The sequence below is a fragment of the Serratia sp. PL7 genome (assembly GCF_945957435.1).
Map to the genome: position 1 here is coordinate 2,294,604 of NZ_CAMFLB010000001.1, position 14,601 is coordinate 2,309,204.

A 14,601-nucleotide genomic window follows, 5' to 3' on the forward strand; every position below is an offset into this window, starting at 1 on the left:
CTAAGCATATTCTTAATGTTAAATCGTTTAAAACATTCATAAGGCCCCTCTTGATAGGAATAAACTATCGGAGGATACCTATCGATCGATGTTGACGATTCATATGAATAGGAATAATCTGTGTTTGGGAAAGCTTCAGAGTTCAAGATTTTGCATTAAGGCCTGAAAATCAGAATATTATCCCAAATATTTACATTTAGTAACATATTGCGACGTTTGGAATTTGGCACGAATTACGCGTTAAATGGTCTGTCGACACGCTTCGGCCATTCTGACGTTTTAAATAAGAAATTTACCAATAAACCTGGAGTAACTTTCTTTTTAAGCATTTAAAATCAACAAGTTAAATATCAATCCAAGGATTGGGAAATGAGCGGTTCTTTCAGAGAGAAAAATAACGGCATTAATTATGTTTTTCAGCCAATGTTCGCGAAATCGGGACAATTGCTGGCCGTTGAATGTCTGTCTCGCTTTACGTTTAATAGCGAATACGCCCATTTTTCTCCTGAACAGTTCTTTCGTCACGCCGACAGCGCAACCCGGATTGAGATTTTGATGGATCAGATCAATCTGATCGATAAATACAAACACTGGTTTCATGAAAACCAAGTGATAGCCACTTTGAATGTTGACGATTATTCCCTGCAATCGCTGGCTAACACTCACTTTGCCGAAAGAATTAATGCCCTGCGCTGTATTCATTTTGAGATCAGCGAGAATTCAACCCGGCTGGTGAAAGATCGCGTGCACGGCGATCCGTCATTGAATAGTTATTCATTTTGGCTCGATGATTTTGGTTCTGGCTATGCGGGTTTTTCCGCGTTGTACAACAGCCAGTTCCGCTTCGTTAAGCTCGACCGTTTTCTGCTTTGGGACTTCATGAAAAAGTCCGGCGGCGAGGGCTTGATGCGCGCGTTACTGCGCTTTTTTTACCTTAATCATTACAAGGTAATTATCGAAGGAGTTGAAACTCCCGAACACAAGAAATGGCTGGATGAAATGCCATATTACGCACTGCAGGGAAAGCTGTGGAAGGAATCCAGCATCAAGGATTTGAACTCGCTTCTTACAGCTGAATACTTTTAACTCGGTATTGGTGTTTGCCCTATGTCTAAAAACAACGTTCTTGTGATTAGTGAGTGTAAGTACAGCTATGTTGGCCTGTCGGTGCTGCTAAAGAAACACTACGGCGCGTACGATATCCGCCTGTTTTCCGATTTCATGCACGGCGGCGCCAAAGCAGAGAAGATCACCAAGCACGATATTGCGCTGATTTTCACCTCGCAAAACCTGGAACAGAGCGTCAACGTGATCGAAAGCCTGGTGTCCCTGCATCAGCAGTACAACAGCAAGACGCGCCTGCTGGTGTTTTATGACGACGAGCGGGTAGTGAAACTGTTGTCGATCCTGGGGATTTCCGTCGAGTTGGTCTCCACCCGCATTCCGCTTTATTCGCTGCAGGAAAAAATCCAGCGGCTGCTGGAAAGCAAGGAACCGGGCGGTATCCGGGTGCAGAAAACCCGCGAGCTCAGTCCGGCGGAAAGCGACGTGATCTTCAACCTGCTGCGTGGCGACAGCCTGCTGCACATTGCGGAAAAGCGCGGCACGCACCCGAAAACCATCTTCTCGCAGAAATACAGCGCGATGAAAAAACTGCGGCTGCGCAGCATGAGCACCATCTTCGTCGCAGGCAAATAAATACCCAGGCTTGTTGCGCGGTTCGCCGCGCGGCAACCCGCCCCCCTTCCGTCACGTTAAATTAATGTAACAACTGGCGACAAAGCAGCAACAGACACACAACATCCCCTCCTGTTGGTTACGATTTGCACACGGATTATCCGTGAGTCATGTCGTGTGGATTAAAATAAACATCAGGAGATGTTATGAAGTCGTCCTTATTCAGCCGCTATACCTGCTTTGTGCTGAGCATCTTGCTCACCCTGGTTTTCTTGATCATGATGCACAATCATCCGTGGTTCTGGCTGCCGGCCCTGGCCTGCGGTTGCCTGATGGTGCTGGGTATCTACGATCTCACGCAGCAACGCCACGCCATTTGCCGCAACTACCCGATCATCGGCCGCTTGCGCTTCTTCTTCGAGTTCATCCGCCCGGAACTGCGCCAGTATTTCCTCGAGCAGGACAATGAAGAGATCCCGTTTTCGCGCACCCAGCGCACGCTGGTGTATCGCCGGGCGAAAAACGAGATGGGCGACAAGCCGTTCGGCACCCTGCTGGATGTGTACCAAACCGGCTATGAGTGCATCGGCCATTCCATGCGGCCGGTGGAAGCCGCCGATCCGACCAGTTTTCGCGTCACCATCGGCGGCGCCGACTGCCGCCAGCCCTACTCCGCGTCAATCTTCAACATTTCGGCGATGAGCTTCGGCGCGCTCTCCGCCAACGCCATCCGCGCGCTCAACCTCGGCGCGGCCAAAGGCAACTTCTACCACGACACCGGCGAGGGCAGCATCAGCCGCTATCACCGCGAAAACAACGGCGATCTGGTGTGGGAGCTGGGCAGCGGCTATTTCGGCTGCCGCACCGCCGACGGCCATTTCGATCCGCGCCGCTTTGCCGAACAGGCGCAAAGCCCGCAGGTGAAAATGATTGAAATCAAGCTCAGCCAGGGCGCCAAACCGGGCCACGGCGGCATTCTGCCGGCGAAGAAGGTGGATGCGGAAATCGCCGCCACCCGCGGCGTGCCGGAAGGCGTCGATTGCATCTCGCCGGCTTCGCACAGCGCCTTCACCACCCCGCTGGAAATGATGCATTTCATCCAGCAGTTGCGCGAGCTGTCAGGCGGCAAACCGGTCGGTTTCAAGCTGTGCATCGGCCACCCGTGGGAGTTCGTCGCCATCGTCAAGGCGATGCTGCACACCCGCATTCTGCCGGACTTTATCGTGGTGGACGGCAAGGAAGGCGGCACCGGCGCCGCGCCGCTCGAACTCTCCAACTATATGGGTATGCCGCTGCGCGAAGGGCTGCTGTTCGTGCATAACACGCTGGTGGGCTGCGGCCTGCGCGACCAAATCAAGATTGGCGCCAGCGGCAAGATCATCAGCGCCTTTGACATCGCCAGCGTACTGGTGCTCGGCGCCGACTGGGTGAACTCGGCGCGCGGCTTTATGTTCGCCGTCGGCTGCATCCAGTCGCAAAGCTGCCACACCAACCACTGCCCGACCGGCGTCGCGACGCAAGATCCGCTGCGTCAGAAGGCGTTGGTGGTGCCGAACAAGGCGGAGCGCGTCTATCACTTCCATCAAAATACGGTGAAAGCGCTGGCGGACATGCTGGCGGCGGCCGGCGTCAGCCGCCCGGAGCAGCTGACCTCGCACCATATGCTGCGCCGCATCACGTCGACCGAGATCAAGGTGTATGCCGATATCTATTACTACCTGGAGCCGGGCGCGCTGCTGCAGCCGGAGATCAAAAGCGAGTTCTACGCCCGCATGTGGCGCATGGCGACGCCCAACAGTTTCGATCAGGCGATCTCGCTGCCGGCGGCATGATGGGATAAGGGATAAAAAGAGAGTTGCCCCCTCGCCTTGGGGAAGAGCATATGGAGAGGGGTTGCTTGCTACGGCGGCCCTCCCCCTCAACGGCGAGAGGGCGTGTCGGTTACTGCTTGCGCACCGGCGCATCGCCGGCGACGTAGTAGTCGGCGGTGCTACGCGGCAGCGGCGCACGCTGGCGAATGCGATCGGCGATCTTCTCGGCGATCATGATGGTGGTGGCGTTCAGGTTGCCGGTGATGATCAGCGGCATAATCGACGCATCCACCACCCGCAATCCTTCCATGCCGTGCACCCGGCCCTGGCCGTCGACCACCGCCATCTCATCCTCGCCCATCTTGCACGAGCAGGACGGGTGGAAGGCGGTTTCGGCGTGCTCGCGCACAAAGGCGTCCAGCTGTTCGTCGGTCTGCACGTCCGGCCCTGGGCTTATCTCGCGGCCGCGGTATTCGTCCAGGGCCGGCTGCGCCATGATTTCGCGCGTGATGCGGATAGCGTCGCGGAACTCCTGCCAATCCTGTTCAGTCGCCATGTAGTTGAACAGAATGCTCGGGTGCTGACGCGGATCTTTCGATTTCACCTGCACCCGGCCGCGGCTCGGCGAACGCATCGAGCCGACGTGCGCCTGGAAGCCGTGCTCTTTCACCGCGTTGCTGCCGTTATAGTTAATCGCCACCGGCAGGAAGTGATACTGAATGTTCGGCCAGGCGAACTCTGCGCGGCTGCGGATGAAGCCGCCGGCCTCGAACTGGTTGCTGGCGCCGACGCCTGTGCCGTTGAACAGCCACTCCGCACCGATCTTCGGCTGGTTAAACCATTGCAGCGCCGGGTACAGCGACACCGGTTTCTTGCAGGCGTATTGCAGGTACATCTCCAGGTGGTCCTGCAGGTTTTCTCCGACGCCCGGCAGATCGTGCACCACGTTGATGTCCAGGCTTTTCAGCAGCGCCGCCGGGCCGACGCCCGAACGCTGCAGAATTTGCGGCGAGGCGATGGCGCCGGCGCACAGCAGCACTTCGCGGCGCGCTTTGGCATAGGTCAGCTGATTGCTGTCGCCCTGCAGATAGTTGACACCCACTGCGCGCTTGCCGTCGAACACGATATGGTCGGTCAGCGCATGGGTGACGATTTTCAGGTTCGGCCGCGAACGCGCCTGATCCAGATAACCGCGGGCGGTGCTGGCGCGGCGCCCTTTCGGGGTCACGGTGCGATCCATCGGGCCGAAGCCTTCCTGCTGGTAACCGTTCAGATCGTCGGTGCGCGGGTAGCCCGCCTGCACGCCGGCTTCCACCATCGCGTGGAACAGTTCGTTGTTACCGGCCTTCGGCGTGGTGACGCTCACCGGGCCATCGCCGCCGTGGTAATCGTTCGGGCCGATATCGCGCGTTTCCGCCTTGCGGAAATACGGCAGGCAGTCCAGATAGGTCCAGTCTTCCAGACCCGGCGCCTTGGCCCAGTTGTCGAAATCCATCGCGTTGCCGCGAATATAACACATGCCGTTGATCAGGGACGAACCGCCCAGCCCTTTGCCGCGGCCGCATTCCATCCGGCGGTTGTTCATGTGCGGCTCAGGATCGGTTTCATACGCCCAGTTATAGCGGCGGCCCTGCAGCGGAAACGCCAGCGCAGCCGGCATCTGAGTACGGAAATCCATCCGGTAATCGGGGCCGCCGGCTTCCAGCAGCAGCACGCTGACGTCGGCGTCCTCGGTCAATCGGGTGGCTAACACGTTGCCGGCGGAACCGGCACCGATAATGATGTAGTCAAATTCCATTCATTATCTCCTTACTTTATAGGCCTGCACGATGCGAAAACGCGAAGCGCTGATCCGCAGCAGGCGGTGTATTTGGCTCTCGAGGAGTGTCGGCCGCAGCCAACGCGGCTGCGGCTCGAAAGGCGACGGGAAGATCAGAATACCGAGGCGTATTCGCCCAGCTCGACCTGCACCGATTTGATCTGGGTGTAGTGCTCCAGCGTGGTCAGGCCGTTTTCGCGGCCGACGCCGGACTGCTTATAGCCGCCGACCGGCATTTCCGCCGCCGACTCGCCCCAGGTGTTGATCCAGCAAATGCCGGCTTCCAACTGATGAATCACGCGGTGTGCGCGGGCCAGATCGTGGGTCACCACGCCCGCGGCCAGGCCGAAGCTGGTATCATTGGCGCGGCGCACCACTTCCTCTTCACTCTGGTAGCTGAGAATGCTCATCACCGGCCCGAAGATCTCCTCGCGCACGATTTCCATCTCGTCGCGGCAGTCGCTGAATACCGTCGGCGCCACATAAGCGCCCTTGCCGAATTCGCCATGGGTGACGCGTTCGCCGCCGCACAGCAGGCGCGCGCCGCTGTTCTTACCGCTTTCGATAAAGCGCAGCACCGACTCCATGTGCGCGAAGCTGACCAGCGGCCCGAAGTTGGTCTGCGGATCGGTCGGATCGCCGAGGCGAATGCGCTTCACGCGTTCGAGGATCTTCGCCTCAAACTGCGCCTGCAGCGCCGCCGGCACAAAGACGCGGGTGCCGTTGGTGCACACCTGGCCGGAGCTGTAGAAGTTGGCCATCATGGCGATATCGGCGGCGCGATCCAGATCGGCGTCGTCGAAGATAATCAGCGGCGACTTGCCGCCCAGCTCCATGGTGACTTCCTTCAGCGTCGAACCCGACGCGTTGGCCATCACCTTCTTGCCGGTTTTCACCCCGCCGGTGAAAGAGACTTTGGCGATGCCCGGATGGTCGGTCAGGTACTGCCCCACCTCCGCACCGCTGCCGGTCACCACGTTGAACACGCCGTCCGGCAGGCCGGCTTCGGTGTAGATTTCCGCCAGCTTCAACGCCGTCAACGACGTAACTTCACTCGGCTTGAAGATCATCGCGTTGCCCGCAGCCAGCGCCGGCGCGGACTTCCACAGCGCGATTTGAATCGGGTAGTTCCAGGCGCCGATGCCGGCCACCACGCCCAGCGGTTCGCGGCGGGTGTAAACGAACGAAGTGTCGCGCAGCGGGATCTGTTCGCCTTCAATGGCCGGGATCAGGCCGGCATAATACTCCAGCACGTCGGCGCCGGTGACGATGTCCACCGCGGTGGTTTCCGACATCGCTTTACCGGTATCCAGCGTTTCCAGCGCCGCCAGCTCATCGTTGCGCTCGCGCAGAATATCCACCGCGCGACGCAGGATGCGCGAACGCGCCATCGCCGTCATCGCCGCCCACACCTTCTGCCCGCTGGCCGCGCTGGCCACCGCACGATCGACGTCTTCAGCGCCGGCGGACTGGACTTCAGCCAGAACTTCGCCGTTCGCCGGGTTAATGGCGTTGAAGGTTTTTCCAGCGGTGCTGTCTACATAGGCGCCATGAATATAGAGCTTCTGCAAGCCAAAACGGGACATAGGATCTCCTTGAGTTAGCCTCCGGGCGGCGTCTGCCCCCGGAGTTGGAACGTGATGTATTCGGTCGTGAGCGTCAACGCCTGCGACTGATTGAACGCCGAGCCGCGCAGCGCGCTGCGCAGCCACAGCCCATCGATCAGCGCCGCCAGCCCCTTGGCCGCCAACCGCGCCTGCGGCTGCGGCATAACGCGGCGAAACTCGGCGCACAGGTTGGAATAAAGCCGGCGGCCGTTCACCTGTTGCAGCCGGTTGAGCTGCGGCTGGTGCAGGCTGCTGGCCCAAAAGGCCAGCCAGGTCTTCATCGCCGCGCTGTTGATCTGGCTGTCGTCGAAGTTGCCGGCGACGATCGCCTGCAGCCGCGCCGCCGGGCTGTTATCGGTCAGCGCCTGCAACCGCAGCTTCACCGCCTCGCCCAGATGGCTGATCAGATAGCGCATCGTGGCTTCCAGCAGGCCGTTCTTGTCCTTGAAATAATGGCTGATGATGCCGTTGGAAACGCCGGCCCGCCGCGCGATCTGCGCGATGGTGGCGTCATGCATTCCCACTTCGTTTACCGCGGCGAGCGTGGCATCAATCAACTGCTGCCTTCTGATTGGCTGCATTCCTACCTTTGGCATATTTCGACTCTCACAAAACCGACTTCGGCCTTATCTCAGCGGGCAAATTTCACTGCCGTTTCGCCCGTGATTCAGGTCATCATGAGGACTATTAAACTTTTTTTTGATTGAACGTTCAATAAAAATTGCATATATTTTATTGCCGCCTGGTTAAAAATTTGTACTATCTGGTTGTGGAACTGGCTGATTTTTGTGAGGTAATTAACGAATCTGACCAAAATCAGTGGCTGTAAGCGGTTCCCACCACGAAGCGCTCCGGTGCTTCAGCAACAGGCGAAAGCGGCGTTTTTCAGGCCATTCCCATGGGGATGGTCGCCGCCTTCATTCGCCCGTTTTCCGGCGGCGCCAACGCGCCCCGAAATGCGGAGCGGCACGATTTTACTCAGTTCAGAGGATGACGATGACAACACGCGAAACCTCCTCCAAACCGCAGCAGGACCGCCTCAACCCTGTGGTTTTCTTCACCTCGGCGGGGCTGATCCTGGCCTTCTCGCTGATGACCATCTTTTTCACCGACTTCTCCGGGCAGTGGATCACCCGCACGCTGAATTGGGTGTCGACCACCTTCGGTTGGTACTACCTGCTGGCGGCGACGCTGTACATCGTGTTCGTGGTGTTTATCGCCGCCTCGCGCTTCGGTTCCATCAAGCTCGGGCCGGAACAGTCCAAACCGGAGTTCAGCCTGATGAGCTGGGCGGCGATGCTGTTCGCCGCCGGCATCGGCATCGACCTGATGTTCTTCTCGGTCGCCGAGCCGGTGACCCAGTACATGATGCCGCCGGAAGGCGACGCGCAAACGCTGGAGGCCGCGCGCCAGGCAATGGTCTGGACGCTGTTCCACTATGGCCTGACCGGCTGGTCGATGTATGCGCTGATGGGCATCGCCCTCGGCTACTTCAGCTATCGCTACAATCTGCCGCTGACCATCCGCTCGGCGCTGTACCCGATCTTCGGTAAACGCATCAACGGCCCGATCGGCCACAGCGTGGACATCGCCGCGGTGCTCGGCACCATCTTCGGCATCGCCACCACGCTGGGCATCGGCGTGGTGCAGCTCAACTACGGCCTCAAGGTGTTGTTCGAGATCCCAGAAAACCTGACGGTGCAGGGCTCGCTGATCCTGCTGTCGGTGATCATGGCCACCATCTCGGTGACTTCCGGCGTCAACAAGGGCATCCGCATCCTGTCCGAGCTAAACGTGCTGCTGGCGCTGGGCCTGATCCTATTCGTGCTGTTCTTCGGCGACACCGAGTTCCTGCTCAACGCGCTGGTGCTCAACGTCGGCGATTACGTCAACCGCTTTATGGGCATGACGCTCAACAGCTTCGCCTTCGATCGGCCGGTGGAGTGGATGAACAACTGGACGCTGTTCTTCTGGGCCTGGTGGGTGGCGTGGTCGCCGTTCGTCGGCCTGTTCCTGGCGCGCATCTCGCGCGGGCGCACCATTCGCCAGTTCGTGGTCGGCACGCTGATCATACCGTTCGTGTTTACCCTGCTGTGGCTGTCTATCTTCGGCAACAGCGCGCTGTACCAGATCATCCACGGCAACGCCGAGTTTGCTCAGGAAGTGATGCAGTTCCCGGAACGCGGCTTCTACAGCCTGCTGGCGCAATACCCCGGCTTCACCTTCAGCGCCTCGGTGGCCACCATCACCGGCCTGCTGTTCTACGTCACCTCGGCGGACTCTGGCTCGCTGGTGCTGGGTAACTTCACCTCGCGCCTGGCCGATATCAATAATGATGCACCGAACTGGCTGCGGATTTTCTGGTCGGTGGCCATCGGCCTGCTGACGATCGGCATGCTGATGACCGACGGCGTACCGGCGCTGCAGAAAACCACGGTGATCATGGGCCTGCCGTTCAGCTTCGTGATCTTCTTTGTGATGGCCGGGCTGTATAAATCGCTGCGGGTGGAAGACTACCGCAAGGCCAGCGCGCTCAGCACCCTGGCGCCGGTGCCGGTCTCCAGCCACGATGTGCTCAATTGGAAACAGCGTCTGTCGCGGGTGATGAACTACCCGGGCACGCAGTACACGCAGAAAATGCTGGATAAGGTTTGCCGCCCGGCGATGCAGGACGTGGCGCGCGAGCTGGAGTTGCGCGGCGCGAAAGTGGAGTTCAGCGAAGTGCCGCCGACCGAAGACGAGCGCCTGAACCACCTGGAACTGCTGGTGCACCTGGGCGAGGAACAGAACTTCATCTATCAGATCTGGCCGATGCGCTACTCGGTGCCGGGCTTCACCTACCGCGCCCGCTCCGGTAAATCGCACTACTACCGGCTGGAAACCTTCCTGATGGAAGGCACCCAGGGCAACGACCTGATGGACTACAGCAAGGAACAGGTGATTGGTGACATTCTCGACCAGTACGAGAAGCACCTGAACTTCCTGCACATTCATCGCGAGGCGCCGGGGGGCACCCTGACCTTCCCGGATATGTGATGGCCGAGAAATAACCACAGGGCGTAGCCAGGCTACGCCCTTTTTTATGCCTGCTCGGCCGGTAAATCGGCCTTCAGCAGCACCAGGGAACCGGCCAGCAACACCAGATCCTTAATTAAAAAACTGGTGGCCCCGGCCATGGCGGGAAAACCGCCGGCGGAGGGCTCCCAGGCACCCGGCGTGGAAAAGATCAGCGTCAGCGTGGTCAGGTAGGTCACCGTCGATCCGATCGCCCCCAGCAAACCCAGCCGCCGCGACCAGAACCCCGCCAGCAACAGTAAACCGAAGCTCCATTCGGCGACGCCCAATGCATAACTGGCGCCGCGAATGCCGAACGCCTGATGCATCCAGCTCAGCAGCGGGCTGTTACCGATCAGAGGCACTAACCCCTGCGCTTCGTAATCAAACCATTTGGCGTAGCCGAAGGCGGCGAAGATCACCACCAACGCCGCACGCATAAAGATAACGTCCCCGTTCGAGCGCCGAAAGCGCCACAGCCATGTCGCCAGCATCATCCTCTCTCCTTATGTTGCCCGCAGCCGCTTGCGGCCGCGGGGTGAGGCGGCTTAGTGCCCCATCGCATCCTTTTTCATCTCGTCTTTCTTCATACCGTCTTTGGCCATACCGTCTTTCGCCATGCCATCCTTTTTCATGGCGTCTTTCCCCATCTTGTCTTTCTTCATGCACGCCTTGCCCATGCACTCTTTCTTCATCCCATCTTTCGCCATGCCGTCGTGCGACATCTGGCTCATACCGTCCTTTTTCATCGCGTCTTTGCTCATGCCGTCCGCGGCGTTGGCGCCGGCCACACCCAGCATCAGCGCGCTGCACATCATCATTGCGAATAACTTTTTCATGGTATTTCCTTCCGTCATGTCAAAGGCACCGGAGTGCCGGAGAATGGCCGGCGGCCGCCTCAGCTGCCGCCAAACCAGTTGTAACCCTGATCTTCCCAGTAACCGCCCGGGAAGTGGTTGGTGACCTCGATCACCTGAATGTGCTTCGGATTCTTGTAGCCCAGCTTGGTCGGCATGCGCAGCTTCATCGGATAGCCGTACTTGCGCGGCAAGATCTGGCCGTCGTAGGTCAGCGCGATAATCGTCTGCGGATGCAGCGCGGTGGCCATGTCGATGCTGGTGTAGTAGTCATCGGCGCATTTGAAGCTGACGTAGCGGGCGCTCAGATCCGCGCCGATCGCCTTGAGAAAGGTGGCGAACGGCACACCGCCCCACTTGCCGATGGCGCTCCAACCCTCAACGCAAATATGGCGCGTCACCTGGCTGACCTGCGCCATCCGATGCAGCTGCGGCAGGCTCCAGGCGCGCTTGTCCTGCACCAACCCCGCCACTTCCAGCCGATAGTCGTCGCCGTTGATATCCGGCGCGTCCTCCTCGGCGTAAAAGGCGTTGAACGGGAACGGCCGGGTGATCATCGATTCCGGGTAGACCGGCGCCAGGCGATCGCCGTTGAACAGCCAGCCCTGCACCCGATCATTGAGGCGCGACATGCGGCTTAGCGCCTGCTCGACGTTGGCGTTGTCGCTGAGATCGCAGCCGGTGAGCATGGCGATGCCGCCCAGCGTCAGACCATTGCGCAAAAAGCGGCGGCGCGAAGGCGCGCTCAACAGCCGCTGCGCTTCTTTGACGATCGCCTGCCCTTCGCCGATCGTCATGATCTGTTTATCCTTTTTCATCGTGAACTCCTTAACGTCCGCGCAGCATAGCCAGCAGCGTCCGCGGCACCAGCGCCACCATCACCAGGTGGATCGCGACGAAGGCCACCAGCGCCGACATGGCGAAAAAGTGGATATAACGCGCCGCCTCATAGCCACCGAGCAGCGTGCGCAGCAGCGGAAACTGCACCGATTTCCACAGCACCAGTCCGGACAGCGCGCTTATCACGCCGAGGAGCATCACCGACAGATAGGCCACGCGCTGTACCATGTTGTAGTGGCGCAGATCGGCGTGCTGCAGCCTGCCGCGCAGCGCCGCGCCGACATCGGCGAGAAACTGCTTCGGGCTGAGCGGCCAATATTTGCGTTTGAAGCGCCCGCTGGTGAGGTTCAGCAGCAGGTAGCACAGCCCGTTGATGCCAAACAGCCACATGCCGGCAAAGTGCCACTGCAGCGCGCCGCCCAACCAGCCCCCGAGCGTCAGCTCGTTGAAAAAGCTGAAGTTGAACAGCGGCGAAGCGTTGTAGATGCGCCAGCCGCTGGTCACCATGATCAGCATCGCCAGCGCATTCAGCCAATGCGTCAACCGCAGCCACAGCGGATGTACGGTCTGTCGTTGTTCCGGAGTGAGGGTGAGGCTCATAACGATTCCTGCCAGCTAACGATGCGATGAGCCGAGTATTCCCCGGATTTGTTCCCCAAGACCTCACGCAAAGTTAAATAAAATGTGATAACTCCACCGGTGGGGGTTGTGTAGACTTCAGAGAGGATCGGGCAATCAGCGGTAATGAGAATGGAAAAGCCAAAACGAATTTTGATCGTCGAGGACGACGGCGACATCGCCGAGCTGCTGCAGCTGCATCTGCGTGACGAGGGTTACGCCATCAGCCACGCCGCCGACGGCAATCAGGGCATGGCGATGCTGGAACAGGGCGGCTGGGATGCCCTCATCCTCGATCTGATGCTGCCGGGCGTGGACGGATTGGAGATTTGCCGCCGGGCGCGCACCATGACGCGCTACACGCCGATCATCATCACCAGCGCGCGCTCCAGCGAGGTGCACCGCGTGCTGGGGCTGGAGCTGGGCGCCGATGACTATCTGGCCAAACCCTTCTCCATGCTGGAGCTGGTGGCTCGAGTCAAGGCGCTGTTTCGCCGCCAGGAGGCGATGAGCCGCAACCTGCGCATGGACGCCGGCGTGCTCAGCTTCAACGATCTGACCATCGACCCCATCGCCCGCGAAGTGCACCTGCATCAGCAGCCGGTCGAGCTGACGCCGCGCGAATTCGACCTGCTGTACTTTTTCGCCCGCCATCCGGGCCAGGTGTTCTCGCGCCTCAGCCTGTTGAATCAGGTCTGGGGCTATCAGCACGAAGGGTATGAGCACACCGTCAACACCCATATCAACCGGCTGCGCATCAAGATCGAGCGCAACCCGGCGGAACCCGAGCGCATCCTCACGGTGTGGGGCATGGGCTATAAATTCGCGGCCACGCCGCATGAGTGAGCCATGAAAAACCTTACGTTAGCGCAACGCCTCACGCTGATCTTCACGCTGCTGATCGTCATCGGCTGCGCCTTTTCCGGCTGGATGCAGGTACGCAGCAGCACCCAGTACAGCCAGGCAGTGATCCAGCGCCTGTCAGGCAACCTGGCGCAGCATATCGCCGACAGCAATCCGCTGCTGGGAGTGAACGGGCCGGATCCGCAGGCGGTGCATACCCTGTTCGACCAGCTGATGGCGGTGAACCCCAGCGTGGAGGTTTACCTGCTCGACAAACAGGGCGCGATTATCGGCAATGCCGCGCCGGCCGGGCATCTGAAGCGGCAGCGGGTCGCGCTGGCGCCGCTGCAGGCGCTGCTCGATGGCGCGCAGATGCCGGTGTATGGCGACGATCCGCGCAGCGCGGACGGGCGCAAGGTGTTCAGCGTCGCGCCGCTGAAGGTCGACGGCCGGGTCGAAGGCTATCTGTACGTGGTCTTGCTCGGCGAAGAGTACACGGCGCTGGCCAGCAACGCCCAGTTCAACTCGGCGGTCAGGATGGCGCTGTGGACTTCTGGGTTGATGGTGCTGTTCAGCCTGCTAGCCGGCGGTTTCGCGTTTTATTGGGTAACGCGCCCTATCCGTCGCCTGACCCGCCAGGTCAGCGCGCTGGACAGCGGCGGCATTGAGGCGGTGCAGGCCTACGCGGCGCTGCCTGCAGTACCGGCCGGGCGCGACGAAGTCAGCCAGCTGCAACAGGCCTTCCACCGCATGGCGCAGCGCCTGGCCGAACAATGGCAAACGCTGGCGCAGCAGGATCGGCTGCGGCGTGAATTCATCGCCAACGTCTCGCACGATCTGCGCACCCCGCTCACTTCGCTGCACGGCTATCTGGAGACGCTGTCGGTTAAGGCCGCCACCCTGAGCGAAGCCGATCGGCGGCGCTATCTGGAGATCGCGCTGGCGCAAAGCCGCAAGGTGGGCAAGCTGGCGCAGGAGCTGTTCGAGCTGGCTCGATTAGAGTATGGCGTGGTGAAGCCGCAGAAAGAGCCCTTCTCCCTCAGCGAGCTGTTGCAGGACGTGTTCCAGAAGTTCGAGCTGGCGGCAGAGGCGCGCAACCAGCGGCTGCACGCCGACATCGCTCCCGGCATTCCGCCGGTGTTCGCCGATCTCAGCATGATTGAGCGGGTGCTGACCAACCTGTTGGACAACGCCATTCGCCATACGCCGCCCGGCGGCGACATCGGCGTGCGGCTGTGGCGGCAGGACGATCGGGTCATGGTCCAGGTCAGCGACAGCGGCCCCGGCATTCCGCAGACGCTGCGCGCCGATCTGTTCGTGCGCCCGTCTGTCCTGAGCGGCGCCCGGCGCCCTTCCGGCGGACTGGGGTTGATGATCGTGCGGCGTATTCTGCAGCTGCACGACAGCGATATTCAGCTGATCGAACAAGCGCAAAGCGGCGCCTGCTTCCGCTTCGCCATTCCGCCGCGTTAACA

The 14,601-nt window shown here is 59.9% G+C and carries 13 protein-coding genes; 6 read left to right on the forward strand and 7 right to left on the reverse strand.

Going from position 1 to position 14,601, the window contains the following annotated elements; all coding sequences use genetic code 11:
• The first annotated feature begins 369 nt into the window (after window positions 1-369).
• The 3 genes from N6G83_RS11005 (at window position 370) to N6G83_RS11015 (ending at window position 3,509) form a co-directional block, all read left to right on the forward strand.
• Entirely contained in the window at window positions 370-1,086 is a 717-nt protein-coding gene (locus N6G83_RS11005) for an EAL domain-containing protein (protein ID WP_016928483.1), read from the forward strand.
• Between the two features lie 21 nt (window positions 1,087-1,107).
• The gene (locus N6G83_RS11010; RefSeq protein ID WP_004939094.1) at window positions 1,108-1,698 is read left to right on the forward strand and encodes a LuxR family transcriptional regulator; all 591 of its coding nucleotides are present in this window, start codon (window positions 1,108-1,110) and stop codon (window positions 1,696-1,698) included.
• 185 nt (window positions 1,699-1,883) lie between these two features.
• Window positions 1,884-3,509, forward strand: a complete 1,626-nt coding sequence (locus N6G83_RS11015; RefSeq protein WP_260515317.1) for an FMN-binding glutamate synthase family protein — start codon at window positions 1,884-1,886, stop codon at window positions 3,507-3,509.
• Between the two features lie 109 nt (window positions 3,510-3,618).
• Here N6G83_RS11015 and betA read toward each other — a convergent pair whose 3' ends face one another.
• From betA to betI, 3 genes are all read right to left on the reverse strand, one after another.
• Entirely contained in the window at window positions 3,619-5,286 is a 1,668-nt protein-coding gene (gene betA, locus N6G83_RS11020) for a choline dehydrogenase (protein WP_049208885.1), read from the reverse strand.
• A gap of 134 nt (window positions 5,287-5,420) precedes the next feature.
• Window positions 5,421-6,893 (reverse strand): betaine-aldehyde dehydrogenase, encoded by a 1,473-nt coding sequence (betB, locus tag N6G83_RS11025; RefSeq protein ID WP_260515320.1) that lies wholly within the window; start codon window positions 6,891-6,893, stop codon window positions 5,421-5,423.
• Window positions 6,894-6,907: 14 nt separating this feature from the next.
• Window positions 6,908-7,510 carry a transcriptional regulator BetI gene (betI, locus tag N6G83_RS11030; RefSeq protein ID WP_025302109.1) on the reverse strand — a complete coding sequence of 201 codons (603 nt, stop codon included), beginning with the start codon at window positions 7,508-7,510 and terminating at the stop codon, window positions 6,908-6,910.
• A gap of 400 nt (window positions 7,511-7,910) precedes the next feature.
• Here betI and N6G83_RS11035 point away from each other — a divergent pair, with 400 nt between their 5' ends.
• Complete coding sequence (locus tag N6G83_RS11035) at window positions 7,911-9,950, forward strand: choline transporter (protein WP_004939112.1); 2,040 nt, start codon at window positions 7,911-7,913, stop codon at window positions 9,948-9,950.
• A gap of 44 nt (window positions 9,951-9,994) precedes the next feature.
• Here the strand turns inward: N6G83_RS11035 and N6G83_RS11040 are convergent, their stop codons facing one another.
• The 4 genes from N6G83_RS11040 to N6G83_RS11055 are packed head-to-tail and all read right to left on the reverse strand — an operon-like array spanning window position 9,995 to window position 12,265.
• The gene (locus N6G83_RS11040) at window positions 9,995-10,465 is read right to left on the reverse strand and encodes a YkgB family protein (protein WP_049203419.1); all 471 of its coding nucleotides are present in this window, start codon (window positions 10,463-10,465) and stop codon (window positions 9,995-9,997) included.
• A 51-nt stretch (window positions 10,466-10,516) separates the two neighbouring features.
• Entirely contained in the window at window positions 10,517-10,807 is a 291-nt protein-coding gene (locus tag N6G83_RS11045) for a pentapeptide MXKDX repeat protein (protein WP_049203418.1), read from the reverse strand.
• 59 nt (window positions 10,808-10,866) lie between these two features.
• Window positions 10,867-11,643 carry a molybdopterin-dependent oxidoreductase gene (locus tag N6G83_RS11050; protein WP_049295259.1) on the reverse strand — a complete coding sequence of 259 codons (777 nt, stop codon included), beginning with the start codon at window positions 11,641-11,643 and terminating at the stop codon, window positions 10,867-10,869.
• A gap of 10 nt (window positions 11,644-11,653) precedes the next feature.
• On the reverse strand, window positions 11,654-12,265 hold the full coding sequence (locus N6G83_RS11055; protein ID WP_099816781.1) for a cytochrome b/b6 domain-containing protein: 612 nt from the start codon (window positions 12,263-12,265) through the stop codon (window positions 11,654-11,656).
• Between the two features lie 150 nt (window positions 12,266-12,415).
• Between N6G83_RS11055 and N6G83_RS11060 the strand changes: the two genes are divergently transcribed.
• Window positions 12,416-13,129, forward strand: coding sequence for a response regulator transcription factor (locus N6G83_RS11060; protein ID WP_141997590.1), 714 nt, complete (start codon window positions 12,416-12,418; stop codon window positions 13,127-13,129).
• Window positions 13,130-13,132: 3 nt separating this feature from the next.
• Window positions 13,133-14,599, forward strand: a complete 1,467-nt coding sequence (locus N6G83_RS11065) for an ATP-binding protein (protein WP_025302103.1) — start codon at window positions 13,133-13,135, stop codon at window positions 14,597-14,599.
• Window positions 14,600-14,601 lie beyond the last annotated feature (2 nt).

Coding starts and splice junctions, on each gene's coding strand:
- N6G83_RS11005 (WP_016928483.1), top strand. CDS start 370: ATGAGCGGTTCTTTCAGAGAGAAAAATAACGGCATTAATTATGTTTTT.
- N6G83_RS11010 (WP_004939094.1), top strand. CDS start 1,108: ATGTCTAAAAACAACGTTCTTGTGATTAGTGAGTGTAAGTACAGCTAT.
- N6G83_RS11015 (WP_260515317.1), top strand. CDS start 1,884: ATGAAGTCGTCCTTATTCAGCCGCTATACCTGCTTTGTGCTGAGCATC.
- betA (WP_049208885.1), bottom strand. CDS start 5,286: ATGGAATTTGACTACATCATTATCGGTGCCGGTTCCGCCGGCAACGTG.
- betB (WP_260515320.1), bottom strand. CDS start 6,893: ATGTCCCGTTTTGGCTTGCAGAAGCTCTATATTCATGGCGCCTATGTA.
- betI (WP_025302109.1), bottom strand. CDS start 7,510: ATGCCAAAGGTAGGAATGCAGCCAATCAGAAGGCAGCAGTTGATTGAT.
- N6G83_RS11035 (WP_004939112.1), top strand. CDS start 7,911: ATGACAACACGCGAAACCTCCTCCAAACCGCAGCAGGACCGCCTCAAC.
- N6G83_RS11040 (WP_049203419.1), bottom strand. CDS start 10,465: ATGATGCTGGCGACATGGCTGTGGCGCTTTCGGCGCTCGAACGGGGAC.
- N6G83_RS11045 (WP_049203418.1), bottom strand. CDS start 10,807: ATGAAAAAGTTATTCGCAATGATGATGTGCAGCGCGCTGATGCTGGGT.
- N6G83_RS11050 (WP_049295259.1), bottom strand. CDS start 11,643: ATGAAAAAGGATAAACAGATCATGACGATCGGCGAAGGGCAGGCGATC.
- N6G83_RS11055 (WP_099816781.1), bottom strand. CDS start 12,265: ATGAGCCTCACCCTCACTCCGGAACAACGACAGACCGTACATCCGCTG.
- N6G83_RS11060 (WP_141997590.1), top strand. CDS start 12,416: ATGGAAAAGCCAAAACGAATTTTGATCGTCGAGGACGACGGCGACATC.
- N6G83_RS11065 (WP_025302103.1), top strand. CDS start 13,133: ATGAAAAACCTTACGTTAGCGCAACGCCTCACGCTGATCTTCACGCTG.